Source organism: Kouleothrix sp. 19917, from assembly GCF_057073505.1.
Genome location: NZ_CP097099.1, coordinates 7,504,993 through 7,520,926, shown reverse-complemented (window position 1 = coordinate 7,520,926; position 15,934 = coordinate 7,504,993). Strand labels below are relative to the sequence as shown.

Genomic DNA, 15,934 nt, shown 5'->3' with positions numbered 1-15,934 from the left:
CCACGCGCCTGCCCGTGCGACTTAGCAGAATCAGGAGGCGGCAATTTTTCGCTCCCTGAATGCAAGATAACGCGGCAGCGTAAGTCATACTATAATTGCGAAGCAATTTCTACGAAAATAAGCGCAGGAGACACGCCATGCCAGCCGAGCCGCGCATGCTGAAAACGATCCCGCTGTTTATCGGGATGGACGACGACGAGCTTGCCGCAATTGCCGGCATTATGGACGAGCAGCACTTTCGGCCCGGTCAGGTCATCTTCAGTGCCGACCAGCTTGGCGGCACGCTGTATATCGTTCAGGCCGGGCAGGTCGAACTGTCGATCATCGACGACGACGGCGAGAAGCTGGTGCTGGAAGTGCTGGAGTCGGGCGATTTCTTTGGCGAGCTTTCGCTGCTGGATGGAGGAACACGCTCGGCCACGGCTGCCAGTGTGCAGCGCACCAGCACGCTCGTATTGAACCGGCACGAATTTCTCGACCTGATGCTGCAAAAGCCGCATATGGCGCAGGATGTGATGGTTGCGCTCGCCAAGCGCGTGCGCCGCACCGACAACTTGCTGCGCCGGCGCGTCAGCCGCGACCCCAACGAAGTGATCGACGAGAAAGAAACGCTTGGCGAGCGCGTGGCCGATGCGGTGGCGAAGTTCGGCGGCAGCTGGCGCTTCATCTTCTCCTTCGGGGCATTTTTGGCAGTCTGGGTTCTGCTGAATATTTTCATGCCCTGGCGCTGGGACGAATACCCCTTTATTCTGTTGAACCTGTTTCTTTCGATGCTGGCCGCCATTCAGGCCCCGGTGATTATGATGAGCCAGAACCGCCAGGATACGAAAGACCGTATTCGCAGCGAGCTCGACTACCAGGTGAACCTGAAGGCCGAGCTAGGCGTGAGCACGCTGCTCAGCAAAACCGAGCTGCTCACCGAGATGCTCGACGACGTCAATGCGCGGCTCGACCGGGTGGAGGCGCGCGTGACCAAGGGCTAGACGCAATACCTTTCAAATACGGCAGCCAGGAACGATTACCACGAAGGCACAAAGGCACGAAGGACTTCAGGAGGCTATAAAATCTTGGTGTCTTTGAGTCTTTGTGGCCACGCTGAAAGGTTATTGGGCTAGACGAGGTGGCGATTATGCCGCCAGAAACGCGCCGATCGCTGCGTGGTAGGCGGCCTCCTGCTCGACCATCGGGATGTGCCCGCAGCGCGCCAGCACCACGCTAGTGCTGCCCGGCACCAGTGCGCTGGCGGCGCGCAGCTCTGCGGGGCTGGCCACGCGATCATGGTCGCCGCCGATGAATAGCGTAGGTGCCTGCACCGCGCGCAGCGCCGCAGGCAGCGCTGGGTCACCAATGCTGGCCACGCAGGCCAGGTGTGCGCCGAAATCCATGCGCGCCATGTCGTCGCTGCCGGCCTGCAAGAGCGTTGGGTCGTCGGGAAGGCGCGCCACATACCAGCCGGCCAGCGCGGCGGCGAACGGGCTGGTGCCAAGCGTTTGCGCGGCCAGCGCGCCAAGCGGCCGCAGCACAGGGCGGGCTAGTTCCACCAGCGGCTGGCTAGCCGCGAGCGCCAGCGCGGCGTGGCCCTGCGCGACCCCCAGCCAAGCCCGCTCGAAGGCGTTTGGGCGCACGCCAAAGCTGGTGACGACCAGCCGGCGCACGCGCGCGGGTTGCTGCGCCGCCATGCAGATTGCCACCGACGCGCCAAACGAGTGGCCGTTCAGGTCGAACTGCTCCAGACCGAGCGCGCTGGCGAAGGCGCCAATCAGGCTGGCGAGCTGCGAAATGCCGGCGGCGCTGCTGAGCGGCGGCGATGCGCCAAAGCCGGGCAGGTCGGGCGCGTAGCAGGTGTGCGTTGTGCCAAGGCGGGCCAGCGTGCCCAGCCAGTAGCGCGAAGATGCGCCCCAGCCGTGCAGCAGCAGCAGCGGCGGGCCTTCGCCAGCCTGCCGGTAGGCCAGCGACTGCCTATCTGCGCGAATGTGCTGCACAGGAAAGCGCGATTCAAGCTCGGCCAGTGTGGGTGGGGTTGCGGGCTCGGTTGCCATAACAATGCTCCATTTCGTGTGCCAGCACTGCGCTTTCTAGCGGCGCGGCGCGTCTGACACGGCTATTATGCCGTGCCAGGGAAACAGGCGAGTTACATAGTGCTACAAATAAAAGAACGCGAAGGCCGCACCTGGCCTCCGCGTTCTTTCCTGCCCATGCGTTATTGGCCCTGGAACACCCACACTTTGCCGAACGAGTCGGGCAGATCGACCTCGACCGGGCCGTCGCCCACCTGCTCGTCGTAGTCGTGCAGCCATTCGTGCCAGGTGCCGGTCTGCGGGAAATCGATTGCGATGTGCTGGTCGGCGGGCGAGAAGTTGAGCGCCACCACAATATCGCTGCCGTTGTCGGCCCAGCGGTGGTAAACAAACACCTTCTTTTCGGGGTCGGCCAGCAGCACCTGGAAGTTGTTGGTCTGCAGGGCCGCCTGGGTGTGGCGCATGTAGGCCAGCGTGGCGTAGTGGTGGTACATAGCCTTGCCCGAGTCGCTGTCCATATATTCCCAGGGCAGCTTGCTCACGCCAATGGTTTTTTCGCCATGCGCGCCAAACTCCTGCCCGGAATACAGCATCGGCACGCCCTGCGCGGTGAACAGCGCAATCGCGCCAAGCATGCTCTTGCGCACTGCGCCGGCCTCGCCAATCGCCGGGTTGCTCATCGCCACAAACATGATCCGCTCTTCGTCGTGGCTTTCCAGGTAGTTGATCGGCTGGGCGTTGTCGGTGTAGCCGTCGCCGCCAAAGGTCAGCACTCGCTCCAGCGCGCCCAGGTCGCCATACTCGAAGCCCTGGTATTCGCCCTCGCGGAGCTGCGCGCCCAGCGTTTTCGTGAACTGCCAGTGCCACGAGGCGTCGGTTTCGGTTTCGCGCACTACGGCAGCGGTGTCGCCCACAATATGCTCGGCAATCAGGTAGGCGTAGGGCTTGGATTGCCGCGCCGACCAGGTGATAAAGCTCATGCCGTTCACGCCATCCCACTCGATGCCCTCGACATAATCGTAGCGGAAGCCGTCGATGTGGTACTCGCTCAGCCAGTAGCTCTGGATGTCGGCGATCAGGCGTTTGGTGGCGTCGTTCCAGTGGTTCAGGTCGGGGAAGCCATAGGGGTTGCCGTCGCTGCTCATGTAGGGGTTCTGGTCGTAGGGATACAGCCGGTTCAGCGGCGCGTCGCCGGTGGTGTGGTTGAACACCATGTCGAGAATAATGCCGATGCCGCGCTGGTGGGCCGCGTCGATCAGGTTCTTCAGGTCTTCGGCGGTGCCATACGAGCTTTCGGGCGCGAAGAAATAGGCCGGGTTGTAGCCCCAGCTCTGGTCGCCCGGGAACTCCTGAACAGGCATCAGCTCGATGGCGTCGATGCCCAGGCTGGCAATATGGTCGAGCCGCTTCGCAACGCCTTCAAACGTCCCTTCGGGGCTGAAGTCGCCCACATGCAGCTCGTAGATCACCAGCTGGTTCATGGGCTTGATGCCAAAGCCGTCGTCGTGCCATTCGTAGGGCTTGGCATTCACTTCGACAATTGCGTGCGGCACGTCGCCGCCTTCCCAGCGCAGCTTGCGCGCATACGGGTCGCTGATCGTCGTTTCGCCGTCGATCACAAACTGGTAGGCGTGTTCGCCCGCGTGGAGCTGCTTCTCGATCCACCACAGGCCGCTTTCGTCCACCGCCATTGCGTCGGCGCTGGCATCCCAGCCATTGAAATCGCCGATCAGGTGGACACTCTTCTTCCAGGGCGCCCACAGCGCAAACGAAACCTTGCCCTCGCCCAGGTCGTGCGCGCCGTGCGCAATATGCTCCGGCGCCTTTTCAACGCGCGGTGATTCTTCTGCTGTAGCCACAGTCGCTTCCTCCACTTTCCAGGTACATTTCATCGCCTGCCGCCACTCAGCTGCGTGAGACGTGGCTGCACAATCGTTCGGATCCTTGGGAATAAGTCCCCTATTGTGAAAGCAAGAACTATGCCAGTATGCCCCTTCGGTATCGCGTTTTGGCAGTTGCGCGCTGGTATGCTGTCTGCTATAACGAAGGCAGGAACGGCGCAATTTTGCGCGCCGCCGAGACGTAGCAAAACGAGGGACACCATGCAACTTGGAATGATTGGCCTCGGCCGGATGGGTTTTAATATGGCGCGCCGCCTGATCGATGGCGGGCATCAGGTGGTTGGCTACGATCGCGCGCCTGCGCAGATCGATGCGCTGCGGGCGGCCAGGGGTGGCGGCGCGGCCACGGTGGAAGACATGGTTGCGCAGCTGGGCGCGCCGCGCGTGGTGTGGGTGATGATCCCGGCTGGCCCGCCCACCACCCAGCAGATCGAAGCGCTGGCCGGCATGCTCAGCCCCGGCGACATTGTGATCGACGGCGGCAACTCAAACTACCGCGATAGTATACACCACGCCGAAATGCTTGCACAGCACGGCATTCACTTCCTCGATATTGGCGTGAGCGGTGGCGTGTGGGGCTACTCCGAGGGCTTCTGCATGATGGCAGGCGGCGAGCCCGATGTGTTCGCCACGGTGGAGCCGATTCTGAAGACACTCGCACCCGAAAACGGCTACCGGCGGGTTGGGCCGAACGGCGCCGGCCACTTCTCGAAAATGGTGCACAATGGCATTGAGTATGGCATGATGCAAGCCTATGCCGAGGGCTTCGAGGTGCTGCGCGCCAAAAAGGAGTTTGGCTACGATCTTCAGGCCGTTGCTGAGCTGTGGCAGCATGGCAGCGTGGTGCGCTCGTGGCTGCTCGATCTCGCCGCCGACGCCTTTGGCAAAGACGCGGATCTGTCCGCCATCAAGGGTTACGTAGCCGACAGTGGCGAAGGGCGCTGGACGGTTGATGAAACGATTGAGCTGGGCGTGCCCGCGCCGGTGATCACGCTGGCGCTGCAAATGCGCTTTCTCTCGCGCCAGGACGAGTCGTTTGCGGCCAAGGTGGTGGCCGCGCTGCGCAACGAGTTTGGTGGCCACGCCGTCGTCAAATCCGACATGTGATATGTTTGGAAGTTAGCAGGTTACATGTTGGCAGGTTAAAACGTTCTGCCTGCCAACCTGCAACCTGCCAACGTTCTAACCTGCAAACCGCTCGGCAAACCTGCAACCTGCTAACTTTTTAACTTGCCAACCCACCAAGATCGTCGGGCGTGAAGCCGCCGGGCAGCAGCGCCTGCGGGCTGGTTGGCTGCGTCGCGCCGTCGGTGTTCGCCAGAATGATCGTGGCGTTAGGCGCAAGCTCGAACATCACCTGCCGGCAAGTGCCGCACGGGCTCACGGGCGTGGGCGTGTCGGCAATCACCGCAAGCGCGACGATTGTGCGCTCGCCCGCCGCGTAGGCGCCCATCAGCGCGGAGCGCTCGGCGCAGATTGTGGCCGGGTAGGCGGCATTTTCCACATTACAGCCGGGAAATACGCGCCCCGAGCTGGTGAGCACCGCCGCGCCAACCGCGAAGTGTGAGTAGGGACAGTATGCTCGTTCGCGCGCCTCGCGTGCGTGCGCGACGAGTTCGCTGTAGTCAGGCCGCGTCGTCATCGTCCGCTGCCGCTCCTTTCGATGCAATTGCCTCCAGGTCGTGGTCGTGCGTGGGCGGGTAGGTCAGCCGCAGCTGGCGCGGCCGCAAGCCCTCAACCGACAGCACCGTGATGGTGATACCATCGCCAAGCTGCACTTCGTCGCCAGCCTTGGGCACGCGCCCGAGCCGCTCGTACACCAGTCCGCCAATCCGGTCGGACTCGTCCGACTCGATGTGCAAACCCGTCACATCGTTCAGGTCGTCGAGCAGCACGCGCGCGTCGGCGATCAGCTCGCCTTCCGACACCAGCCGCATCGACTGTTCCTCGGCGTCGTATTCATCCTGAATTTCGCCAACGATCTCTTCCAGCAAATCTTCGATTGTGACCACGCCGGCGGTGCCGCCATACTCATCGACCACAATCGCCAGATGAACCTTGCGCGCCTGCAAATCTTTCAGCAGCGCGTCGACCTTCATGGTTTCGGGGACGAAGTGCGGCGGGCGCAGCAAACTCGCCAGGCTCAGCGGCACCGAAGGCGCCTGCCCGGCCTCGCCGTGCCGCAGCCAGGGCAGCAGATCTTTGGCGTACAGAATGCCCACCAGCTGATCGATCGTTTCGTGGAACACCGGGATGCGCGAATGGCCGTGGCCGATCACCAGCTCCAGCGCCTCGTTCAGCGTGGCGTTTTGCTCCATTGCCACAATATCGACGCGCGGCACCATCACCTCGCGCACAACCGTATCGCCAAACGAGAAAATGCCCTCGATCATCACGCGCTCGTCGGGCTCGATCAGCCCTTCTTCCTCGCCAACATTCACCAGCAGGCGCAGCTCCTCTTCCGTCACCAGCGGCATTTTCGCCAGGTCGTGCCCGCTGACGCTGCGCAGCGCCGGGCCAATCAGCAGATTGATCAGGCTGATCAGCGGCCACGACAGCCCGGTGAGCAGCGCCATTGGGCCGGAAAGTGCCTGCGCGGTGCCGGCGGGGTTACGCAGCGCCAGCGCTTTCGGCAGCGCCTCGCTAAACACCAGAATGAGCAGCAGCAGAATACCGAGTGCCGCAAGCCGCCAGCCGGTTTCGAAGTCGCGCGTCAGCAGTTGGGTGAAGGCAGTGGCAGTGATGGTGCTGGCCGCATTCAGCAGCAGAATAGCCGCCTTGAAGCGATACGGGTCGGCCAGCAGGCGCGCAACCCGGGCGGCGCGCGGCGCGCCTTCTTCCTGCAGCGCATTCAGGCGGTGGCGGCCTATCGCGCCCATGGCCGCATCGGCGGCGGAAGTAAAGGCCAGCAGCACCAGGCAGCATATGATGCCGGCCACAATAAGGCTAGATTCAACGTCCAATGTTTTGGATACCTCAACGCATAGAAGAGTGGTGGGCACTTTCGCCCAGCCAGCGCCCAGCGCCTACGAAAACAGCGCGCTAAGCGAAAGATCTTTGTGAATGCGCATGATCGCCTCGGCAAACAGCGGCGCGACGCTCATTACGCGAATGCGCGCGCCCTCGCAGTTGGGCGGCAGCGGGATCGTATTCGTTACAATCGTTTCCACCAGCATCGATTTTTCGATGATACTGGTGGCATCGCCGGCAAAAATACCGTGGGTGGCGCAGGCATGTACCTCCAGCGCGCCGCGTTCTTTGAGCGAGCGGGCGGCCTCGGCCAGCGTGCCGCCGGTTGAAATCATGTCGTCGACAATAATGGCGGTGCGGCCTTCAACATCGCCCACCATCTCAAGCACCTCGGCCACGTCGGGCTGCGGGCGCTGCTTGGCGATAATCGCCAGCCCCGCGCCAATGCGCTCGCGAAAGCTGTTGGCGCGGCCCACGCCACCCGCGTCGGGCGAAACAACCACCGGCTTCGGCAGGTTGAGGTCGCGAATATACTCGGCCAGCAGCGGCCCGGCCTGCAAGTGATCGACGGGAATGTCGAAAAAGCCCTCGATTGCCGGCGCGTGCAGATCCATGGTCAGCACGCGGTGTGCCCCGGCTGTGCGAATCAGGTTGGCCACCAGCTTGGCCGAAATCGGCTCGCGCCCGGTGGTTTTCTTTTCCTGCTTGGCGTAGCCGTAGTAGGGCATCACCGCCGTCACGCGCGCGGCCGAAGCGCGGCGCAGCGCGTCGATCAGCAGCAGCAATTCCATCAGGTGCTCGTTGACCGGCGTGCAGGTGGGCTGGATGACAAACACATCCGAGCCGCGCACGTTTTCTTCGAGCTTCACCCGCGATTCGCCATTCTTGAAGCGGCCCACCATTGCGCGGCCCAGGTTGATGTTCAGGTGGCTGGCAATTTCTTTGGCCAGCGGGCGGTTGGCGTTACCGCTGAAAATCTGTAGTCGCCCTTCCATAGTGCGTGCTGTGTCCTAACCGCCGCATTGGGAAGCCCAATCGCGGCGCGCTATGTGTCACTCGCCAATCACATGGGCAAATGGGCCAACAGTGGCTCCAGCGGGCAGCGCCGCCCGTTCGACCAGCGCGTGCCGCACGCACGCGCCGTCGCCAGCAACCGTGTCGATCAGGGTGGCGTGCGGCCCGATCTGGCAGTTCGCGCCGACGCTGGTGGCGCCGCGCAGGAGCGTGCCCGGCCAGAGCGTTGTGTCGCGCCCAACCGTCACGCCCGCGTCGATGTAGGTTGTGTGTGGGTCGATGATCGTTACGCCAGCCAGCATCAGCTCGGTGGCGATGCGCTCGCGCAGCACCGCGCCGGCCTCGGCAAGCTGCTGGCGGTCGTTGATGCCCAGCGCCTCGGTCGGGTCGCTGGCGGGCAGAGCCACCGCCGCGCCGGGGCCGCGCTCGGCAACCGCCATTTCGGCCAGGTCGGTCAGGTAATATTCGCCCTTGACAGGGTTGGGAGTGATACGACCGAGCGCTTCCCACAGCCACGCCGCGTCAAAGCACATCACGCCGCTGTTGCACTCGGTGATGGCGAACTGCTCGGGCGTGGCGTTGCGCTCTTCCACAATTGCCACCACCTCGCCAGCGGCGTCGCGCACAATTCGGCCATAGCCCGAAGGCGGCGCGACGTGCATGCTCATAATGCCCACCAGCGCGCCGCGCGAGCGCCGCAGCTCGACCACGGCGCTGGCGGTGGCGGGCCGCAGCAGCGGTGTGTCGCCATACAGCACCAGCACGTCGTCGGTGGGGCGCGGAACGGCGGGGCTGGCCTGCATAACGGCGTGGCCGGTGCCAAGCTGATCGTGCTGCACGGCGTAGGCGTAGCGCGGCCCGAATGCGCTTTGCACCGGCCCAAGCTTTTCTTCCGAAAGCACCAGCACGGTGTAGGCGGCTTCCAGCGCGTCGGCCACTGCCAGCACATGCCCAATCAGCGGGCGGCCGCAAATTTCGTGCAGCTCCTTGGGCAAGGCCGAGCGCATGCGCGTGCCTTTTCCCGCCGCAATCACCACAATGCCAAGTTCAGGCGTTTTCATAGTCAAAAAAAACAGCGAAGAAGCAATTCTTCACTGTGCACCACAGCCCCACTGCCGGCGACGGCCGAGGCGCTGAGCTATTCATATTGCCGTTGTGCTGAGGCATGTCCGCAAGGGCCGTGTGGCTGCCGGACCAGGATTCGAACCTGGACAGACGGATCCAAAGTCCGTAGTGCTACCATTACACAATCCGGCACCATTGGTTTGTTACCGGGGTGCATTATAGCACGGCGCGGCAGGTGCCGCAACTCGTGAGGCGCGGAAACTAGGCTGATGCCAAGCCGAAAGAGTGAGCATCCTGAGTGCGGCGCAGCCGCGTATCGAAGGGTGCGAACTGATGTAGACGCACCCTTCGATACGACCTATCGGTCTACTCAGGATGCGTAGACACTTTGTACCAGACTTAGTGCAGGAAGTAGTGGGCTTTACTTGCGCCGCATGAAGCCGCGTTTTTTCGGCTCTTCGATCGACTGGCGCAGCTTCGCGAGGTCGTTGTCGAGCGAAACCTGGCCGGGTGGGGTAGTGGGAATGGCCGGCGCGCTGCTGTCGGTAAAAGTGATCGAGGGCCCGGCCGTGCCGACGCTGACGGGCGGGGAAGGAATGACCTCGGCCACCGGGTAGGGCAGGGGGCCTTGCGCCGCGCCAATGCCTACCAGCCAGTCCCACAGCTGTTTCTGGCGGCCGGCTGGCTCGTCGGCCAGGCGCAGCGGGCGCCCGCGTGCGTCGATAATTACGCCCAGCGCGCTGCCGCTGATTGCGGCCACTTCCGAGGCAACTTCTTCGCCGGGGGCGTTGCGCCCGATCCGCACATTGCTGGCCGGGCGCAGCGTGAGCTGGGCGCGGCGGTTGGGTGCCAGCGGCAGCCGGCCAATGTCGCCATGCGCCACGGTGATGCGCCGCACCTGCCCGCCAACTTCCTTGATCTCGGCCTCGATCGCGCCTTCGCCGGGCCGCCCGCTGCCAAGCGCCACCACGCAGGTCGCCAGGGGCGTGTTGCGCAGCAGGTCGCGCTCGAACACGGTCAGCGCCGCTTCGGGGTTGCTGAATGCCAGCGCGCCGCACGAGCCAATCAGGCCAAGCATGTCGAGGTGCAGTTCAATCGCCAGCACGCTTTCCTCGGCGCTCGGTTGCAGCGCATCGAGAATAGTAAGCGCGGCCAGTCCGGGCTGCGGCGCGTGTGCCAGCACCCCGCCACCAGCGATCACATAATCGTAGGCCAGGCCGGCGCGCTCGTCGCGCAGCGAATTTACCGCCATGCTCAGGGCCTCGCGCGCAACCGCATGCTCGATCAGCACATCGTCGCGTGTGGCTGGCACCTGATGCGGGCGCAGCATTTTGTTCAGCAGCCAGTGCGTCAGGTCGCGCTCGCTGATGGCGAAGGGCAGCCAGCGCGCAATCGCCGCCACGCCGCGCTCGGCTAGCAGCTCGCCGAGGCCGTAGCCCGTGCCAATGCCGCCAAGCACCACGGGCGCATAGTCGCCGGTAGTGGCAAAATACGCGCCGGTGCTGGCCGAGCCGCAATCGATCGTCAGGGTCGCGCGGCGGTAGTTTTCGGCCACAAAGCGCGTCATCAGGCCGGTTGCGTCGCTGGTGGTTACAAGCGGCGCATTGCTGAGCCGGCGCAGCGGCGCGGCCCCCGGCATGGTTGGCAGCACAGTTTCGTTGTACAGGCGCACAATCGACTGGCGCACCGGCTCAAGGCGCTCGCCGTCGAGGGCCGGGCGCACATTGTCGATCACCTGCAGGTCGGCGCGGCTCGACAGCGCCTCGATCACGCGCTCGCGGGCAAAGGTATTGCCGGCGAACAGCACGCGCCGCTTGTTGATATCCTGGCGCTGCTGGCCGTCGGAATCCACGCGCGTGGTGAAGGCCGTGAGCCCAACAATATGCGCCAGCCGCACCAGCGCGTCCTGCGCGCCATCTTCCAGCCCGCCCGCAATAATCACCAGATCCGGGCGCAGGCTCATCAGCGTCTGCACCTGCCGCTCGATCCACGAGCGCTCGCCATCGCTGGCGCTGCCATTCGTCCGCCCGGCCGCGTCGTCGAGCGTGATGGTTTGCATGATCGTGGTGTAGGTCGAGCGGCTGGCGCGCGCGGCGCTGCGGGCCGACATTTCATTCGAAACGGCGGCAATCACGATATTCAGCGGGGGCGTTGCACTGGTGTGCGCAACGACTGAATTCACGCCGTCGCGCTCGTTGGTTTGCGGCAGCATCAGGCTGCCATCGCGCATGAGCTGGCGGCCAGTAATTTCGCTCAGTTGCGTCGCCGCGTCGAGAATGCCGATCACCGCGTTTTCATACGGCGGCTCGGTGGTGCTGGGCACGCTGGCCTGGCCGATCATGCGCATTTCGCCATCGACCACGTCGATCAGCGTGACGCGGGTGGTCACGCTCCCAATATTTGCAAGCAGCAGAGCGCCGGAATTGTGTGGCATAGATGTACCGACTCAGGGTGGGCGGCAAGCGCGCACCGTGGCAATTATGCAAGCAGGCCGAAAAAGCGGAGCACCGCGCCAACACGCTCGATCAGGGCGCTCATATAGCTTTGCACCGCGCTGGCGAAGAAAAAGCCAAACGCCACCATCAGCAGCCAGTGGCCCAGCGCGGCAACCTGCGCCGCAACACGCGCCAGTGCGGTGCTGCGCGGCGTGGTGTAATAGAACGCGGCCAGGGTGATGATAGTGCCGAGCGCCAGAACGATTGTGCCGGCAACCTGCGCCGGGTCGCCAGTGAGTGGCCGGTTGGCGCTATCGGTGATCTGCGGCACAATCGTTCCGATGATCGCGCCGCCCACTGCCAGCGCCGCGCCCACGCCAAAAACCAGCGCCAGCGGCAGGTTCGCCAGCCAGGAAAATTCCTGCCGCCGGCTGATGCGCGGCAGCAGCAGCACGCCCAGCGCCAGCGGAATTCCGTAGATCACGGCGCGATCCTGCCCGGCGCTGACTTCTCGCACGGCCGGCGCAAGCACCTGGTGGTAGGCCACCACAAAGGCCAGACCAAGCGACACGCCAACGAACAGATATTGCGCAATGCGAAACAGCGGGTTATCGGCCACAATGCGGCTTAGCACCATCAGGGTCAGCACAATCGCAATCGTGTTTACAATCACCGGCGTCACTTCCGGTTCCTCCCCCGCGTCGCCGCGCTATGAATGCCCACCACCAGCGCGCCAGCAACCAGCAAGGCCAGGTAGAGCAGCAGGCTAAAGCGCATCTGGCTGGTTTCCGTCACGATCTGCGCATCGGCGGTGCCGCGCTGCTGCTGGTAGGCCAGTGCGCCTTGCTTGCCCGCCAGATGCAGCACATTCGGCTGGCCGAGGTAGGGCTGCACGATTGGCGCAGTTTCGGAAGGCAGCACAAAGACAAATGGCACATAGCTGCCGTCGGCGCGCTGCGCGCTGGGCCGCACCTGCTCCATCCAGCCTTGCACATCGCTGGCTTCGTCGCCAAGCACCAGCACCATCGAGAAATCGCCAAGCGTCTTCAGGCGCTGCTGGTGATCGGGAGTGGTTGCGAGCAGGCTGCCCGATGCGTCATTGCCCTGGAAATCCGATGTCAGGGTGGCCGGGAAGTTCTGAGCCATTGCGCGCAATGCCAGCTCGGCGCCGGGTTTGTAGCCAAGCAGAAGGTAGTCTTCGCCGCTGGGTTTGTACCCCGCCGCGCCCAGCCGGTCGCGCAGGTCGTAGAGCAGCAGCGAGCCCTGGGGGTCGGTGCTGATCAGCACCAGCTTGACATGCCGCGCAGTCAGGTGGTCGAAAACAGCCTGTTCAAGCGGGCGAAGCTCGCCGCTGCGGCGGGCGTCCCATTCGTAGCCCACCAGCACAATGTCGTTTTCGCCCAGTGTGTCAATCTGCGTAAACAGGGCGGCGGCGCCGGGCGCGCTAGGCGCTTCGTTCATACCAAGAAAGTTGGGTGCAGGTACCAGCAGCGCAAGAACGACCGCAACGGCCAGCACAATGTAGAGCAAACGCTCAAGGCCTACGCGCTGCCACACGGCTGGCGTTTCGGTCGCCTCGCTGGCGAGCGGCGCTGGGAAAGGCTCGGCCGCCAGCTGCTCAAGCAGCGCGATGGCCTCGATCTGGGCGGCGCTGCGTTGTGGCACGGCTGGCGGGCGCAGGCGGCTGGTTTGCGGGGCAAGCTCGGCTTCTTCTTCTTCCTGCGAGCCCAGGCGCGTCAGCCAGTCGAGCGAGCGCGCGTCGGTTGGGTTGATTTCTTCTTTGGCCGGCTCGGCTTCCGGTGGCCGCAGCCAGGGTGGCAGCTCCACGCCGCCAACCAGACTGTCGGCGGGTGCGGCAGGGGCAGCGGGCGCTTCATTCAGCCAGGTGCTTGTGGGCGCTGCTTCTTCAGCTGGCGCGGCTGGGGCAATGTCGTCGCTGGCGCCATGCAGCCAGGTTGGCAGCTTCGCGTCGCCGGATGGCCCAGCCACCGGCAGCGGCTGGCCGGCATCGTCGCGCAGCCAGGGCGGCAGATCGTCGGCGGCTGGCGGCGCGGGCGGCGGGCTGGCGGGAGTGGAGCCAGGGCGCAACCAGGCTGGCAGATCGTCGGCGGCGGGCGGCGCGGCCGGGTTGTCTGCTGGGGCCGTGTCGGCGAGCCAGCCAGGCAAGCGGTCGCTGCCTTCGGCGGTGGGTTGGCTGGCCGGGGTAGCGCTGTCGCTGGCAAGCCAGGCGGGCGGGGTGTCGTCGCTGGGCGGCGCTGCGGGTTCGCCGAGCTGATTGCCGAGCCAGGCAGGCGCTGCGTCCGATTCGGTCGGTGCAGCAGCTGTATCGCGCAGCCACTCGGGCAGATTGTCGGCAGAGGGCTGGCCCGGTGCGGGCGTAGACGGCGCAGGGGCCTTCAGCCAGTCGGGAACATCACTGCTGCTGGGCGTTTCGGGCGTGCTGGTGACGGTTTCGCTCAGCCAGCTGGGAACATCACTGCTGCCAGGTTGCTCGGGTTCGTTAGCCGAAGCGCCAGCAAGCCAATCCGGAACGTCGCCGCTGCTGGCTGGTTCTGGCGCGTTTGTGACGGTTTCGCTCAGCCAGCTGGGAACGTCGCCACCGGTAGCGGGCGGTTCTGGCGCGTTTGTGACGGTTTCGCTCAGCCAGTCGGGAACGTCGCCGCCGGTAGCGGGCGGTTCGGGTTCGCTTGCGGACGCGCCAGCCAGCCAGTCGGGAACGTCGCCACCGGTAGCGGGCGGTTCGGGTGCGTTAGCCGAAGCGCCAGCGAGCCAGCTTGGGATGTCGCCGCTGGGTTCTTCATGCGTGTTGAACTGGGCGTTCCGCTGCGATGGCTCTTCTGTGGAAGAACCAGCCCGCCCGGTTGATGCATTGCCTGGCTGGAGCCAGGATGGCATGCCAGTGTCATCTTCGGTTTCACCCGAAAGCCAGTTCGAACGCGATGATGCGGCTGGGCCTTTTGCATCGCCGGGCTCATCGAGCGCGAAAGGCGCAAGATCGCCGCTTGAGCGAATTTCTTCGGGCGTGCTGCGCAGCCAGCTTGGCAGCGTTTCTTCGTCTTCGTTTGCTGCTGGTGTTGGAGCGGGTGTTTGCGGCGCACGTTCTTCCGGCTGCAGCCAGCCAGGCTGCGATGCTGCTGCGGGCGGTGCCGGGGGCGGCGCGTCGGGCCGCAGCCAGCTTGGCATATCCTCTTTGTCAGTTGGAGTGTTCTGCGCGGCCGCTTCGGGCGAGGGCATCCAACTGCCTGGTGTGGATGCTTCGCTGTCAGGAATGGGATCGGCCAGGTCGGCCAGCCAGCTTGGCAGCGCATCACCCGACGGCGCTGGCGGCTCTGGCGCTGCGCTTGGCGGCGATGGTGCCGCAGGTGGCGCGGCGTCCTGAACTTCGCGCAGCCAGTCGGGCAGGTCGCTGCGCTGTGGAGCGTCGCTGGATTGGGCGGGCGCGGCTGGTGCGCCATTGCCGCCGAGATCCTGCAGCCAGTCGGGCAGGGCACTGTTTGTCGGGCTGGCCGGTCGGCCAGGCTGGGTTTGTTCGCCTGCATCGTGTGGCGTTTGCGTGCCTGCATCCGAATTACTGCTCGAAAAGCCGCGCAGCCAGTCGGGCAGGTCGCCGGCTGCACTGGCAGGGATGTTTACTGCCGGGGAAGGCGTGCTGGCGGCTGGCTCGGCGCTTACGTCGCGCAGCCAGTCGGGCAGATCATTGGCTGGGCTTGCAGGCGGAGGCGGCGCAGCGTTTTGCGGCGCGGCTTCGCTCGCGCGCGGGCGCGGCGGCAGTGGAACGTCGCGCAGCCAGGGCGGCAGGTTTTGATTGTCGTCAAAGCGATCGCTGCTCACCAGGCGCTCCCTTAGCGGTCAAGATACGGTTGGTCGAACCCAAGCAACACGCGCACGCCAGCCACAACCGCGCCCAGCGCCGCGCCGATCAGCAGGCCGCGCGCGCCGGCCAGTGCCACATAATCCGAAACCCAGCCGATGCTGCTGCCCAAAACTGGCAGACCGGCCAGTTGCGGCAGGGCGTTCATGGCAAGCACCAGCGCGGCCACAATCACAATCACCAGCGCATCAGCAGTGCGGCGGCGCAATGCGCGCAGGGCTGCGCTCAGGCTGAAGAAAGCCAGCAGCGCAAGGAAAGACGCGGCCAGTGGCTCGTAGACGGCGTGGAACACGTCGCGGATCGGCTGTTCGACCAGGCTGGCCGGGAACAGGGTGTAGCCACCGCTCGTTGGCCCAATAATCGTCCCAAACACAATCGTCAGCAGCATCGCAAGCAGCAGCACCAGGCTATAGATCCAGTCGCTGCTGCGGCTCAGCACGCGCCGCAGGTGGCTGCCCACAACATTCAGCAAGCCCACCAGCAGCGCAAGCACGGCCAGCAGCGCCGCCCAGTTGATAATCAACTGTGCCGTCAGGTCGATGCTGGGAATTGCGCCCGCAAAATCGAGCAAGACAATGAGGCCGGCAACGCCGGCGATCAATGTTGCCAGTAATCGTTTTGGATCTCGCAGAAACGACACGCGATCAGCCTCGTACTCTT

The 15,934-nt window shown here is 64.5% G+C and carries 12 protein-coding genes and 1 tRNA gene; 2 read left to right on the top strand and 11 right to left on the bottom strand.

What is annotated here, in order from left to right; all coding sequences use genetic code 11:
* The first annotated feature begins 137 nt into the window (after positions 1–137).
* Positions 138–983 (top strand): DUF1003 domain-containing protein, encoded by an 846-nt coding sequence (locus M1P90_RS30295; protein ID WP_483699451.1) that lies wholly within the window; start codon positions 138–140, stop codon positions 981–983.
* 144 nt (positions 984–1,127) lie between these two features.
* Here the strand turns inward: M1P90_RS30295 and M1P90_RS30290 are convergent, their stop codons facing one another.
* Positions 1,128–2,039 carry an alpha/beta fold hydrolase gene (locus tag M1P90_RS30290; protein WP_483699449.1) on the bottom strand — a complete coding sequence of 304 codons (912 nt, stop codon included), beginning with the start codon at positions 2,037–2,039 and terminating at the stop codon, positions 1,128–1,130.
* A 161-nt stretch (positions 2,040–2,200) separates the two neighbouring features.
* Entirely contained in the window at positions 2,201–3,877 is a 1,677-nt protein-coding gene (locus tag M1P90_RS30285) for an alpha-amylase family glycosyl hydrolase (protein ID WP_483699447.1), read from the bottom strand.
* Positions 3,878–4,120: 243 nt separating this feature from the next.
* Between M1P90_RS30285 and gnd the strand changes: the two genes are divergently transcribed.
* Entirely contained in the window at positions 4,121–5,026 is a 906-nt protein-coding gene (gnd, locus tag M1P90_RS30280; protein WP_483699445.1) for a phosphogluconate dehydrogenase (NAD(+)-dependent, decarboxylating), read from the top strand.
* Positions 5,027–5,144: 118 nt separating this feature from the next.
* Here gnd and cdd read toward each other — a convergent pair whose 3' ends face one another.
* From cdd to M1P90_RS30235, 9 genes are all read right to left on the bottom strand, one after another.
* Positions 5,145–5,561: a cytidine deaminase gene (gene cdd, locus M1P90_RS30275; RefSeq protein ID WP_483699444.1), complete on the bottom strand. Its 417-nt coding sequence runs from the start codon at positions 5,559–5,561 to the stop codon at positions 5,145–5,147.
* Complete coding sequence (locus tag M1P90_RS30270; RefSeq protein ID WP_483699443.1) at positions 5,545–6,882, bottom strand: hemolysin family protein; 1,338 nt, start codon at positions 6,880–6,882, stop codon at positions 5,545–5,547. Before M1P90_RS30270 ends, cdd begins: the two co-directional genes overlap by 17 nt.
* Positions 6,883–6,945: 63 nt before the next feature.
* A complete protein-coding gene (locus tag M1P90_RS30265; RefSeq protein WP_483699440.1) occupies positions 6,946–7,884 on the bottom strand; it encodes a ribose-phosphate diphosphokinase in 939 nt (312 codons plus the stop codon).
* A gap of 57 nt (positions 7,885–7,941) precedes the next feature.
* A complete protein-coding gene (locus tag M1P90_RS30260) occupies positions 7,942–8,964 on the bottom strand; it encodes a bifunctional UDP-N-acetylglucosamine diphosphorylase/glucosamine-1-phosphate N-acetyltransferase GlmU (protein ID WP_483699439.1) in 1,023 nt (340 codons plus the stop codon).
* Between the two features lie 122 nt (positions 8,965–9,086).
* Positions 9,087–9,160: transfer RNA gene (locus M1P90_RS30255), tRNA-Gln, on the bottom strand.
* A 229-nt stretch (positions 9,161–9,389) separates the two neighbouring features.
* Positions 9,390–11,402, bottom strand: coding sequence for a glutamate mutase L (locus M1P90_RS30250; protein WP_483699437.1), 2,013 nt, complete (start codon positions 11,400–11,402; stop codon positions 9,390–9,392).
* 44 nt (positions 11,403–11,446) lie between these two features.
* Positions 11,447–12,085 carry a hypothetical protein gene (locus M1P90_RS30245; protein WP_483699436.1) on the bottom strand — a complete coding sequence of 213 codons (639 nt, stop codon included), beginning with the start codon at positions 12,083–12,085 and terminating at the stop codon, positions 11,447–11,449.
* Positions 12,082–15,234, bottom strand: coding sequence for a hypothetical protein (locus M1P90_RS30240; RefSeq protein ID WP_483699435.1), 3,153 nt, complete (start codon positions 15,232–15,234; stop codon positions 12,082–12,084). Before M1P90_RS30240 ends, M1P90_RS30245 begins: the two co-directional genes overlap by 4 nt.
* Before the next feature lie 11 nt (positions 15,235–15,245).
* A complete protein-coding gene (locus M1P90_RS30235; protein WP_483699433.1) occupies positions 15,246–15,914 on the bottom strand; it encodes a hypothetical protein in 669 nt (222 codons plus the stop codon).
* Positions 15,915–15,934 lie beyond the last annotated feature (20 nt).

What these genes read in the sequence shown, in the direction of transcription:
- M1P90_RS30295 (WP_483699451.1), top strand. Translation starts at nt 138, where the DNA reads ATGCCAGCCGAGCCGCGCATGCTGAAAACGATCCCGCTGTTTATCGGG.
- M1P90_RS30290 (WP_483699449.1), bottom strand. Translation starts at nt 2,039, where the DNA reads ATGGCAACCGAGCCCGCAACCCCACCCACACTGGCCGAGCTTGAATCG.
- gnd (WP_483699445.1), top strand. Translation starts at nt 4,121, where the DNA reads ATGCAACTTGGAATGATTGGCCTCGGCCGGATGGGTTTTAATATGGCG.
- cdd (WP_483699444.1), bottom strand. Translation starts at nt 5,561, where the DNA reads ATGACGACGCGGCCTGACTACAGCGAACTCGTCGCGCACGCACGCGAG.
- M1P90_RS30265 (WP_483699440.1), bottom strand. Translation starts at nt 7,884, where the DNA reads ATGGAAGGGCGACTACAGATTTTCAGCGGTAACGCCAACCGCCCGCTG.
- M1P90_RS30260 (WP_483699439.1), bottom strand. Translation starts at nt 8,964, where the DNA reads ATGAAAACGCCTGAACTTGGCATTGTGGTGATTGCGGCGGGAAAAGGC.
- M1P90_RS30250 (WP_483699437.1), bottom strand. Translation starts at nt 11,402, where the DNA reads ATGCCACACAATTCCGGCGCTCTGCTGCTTGCAAATATTGGGAGCGTG.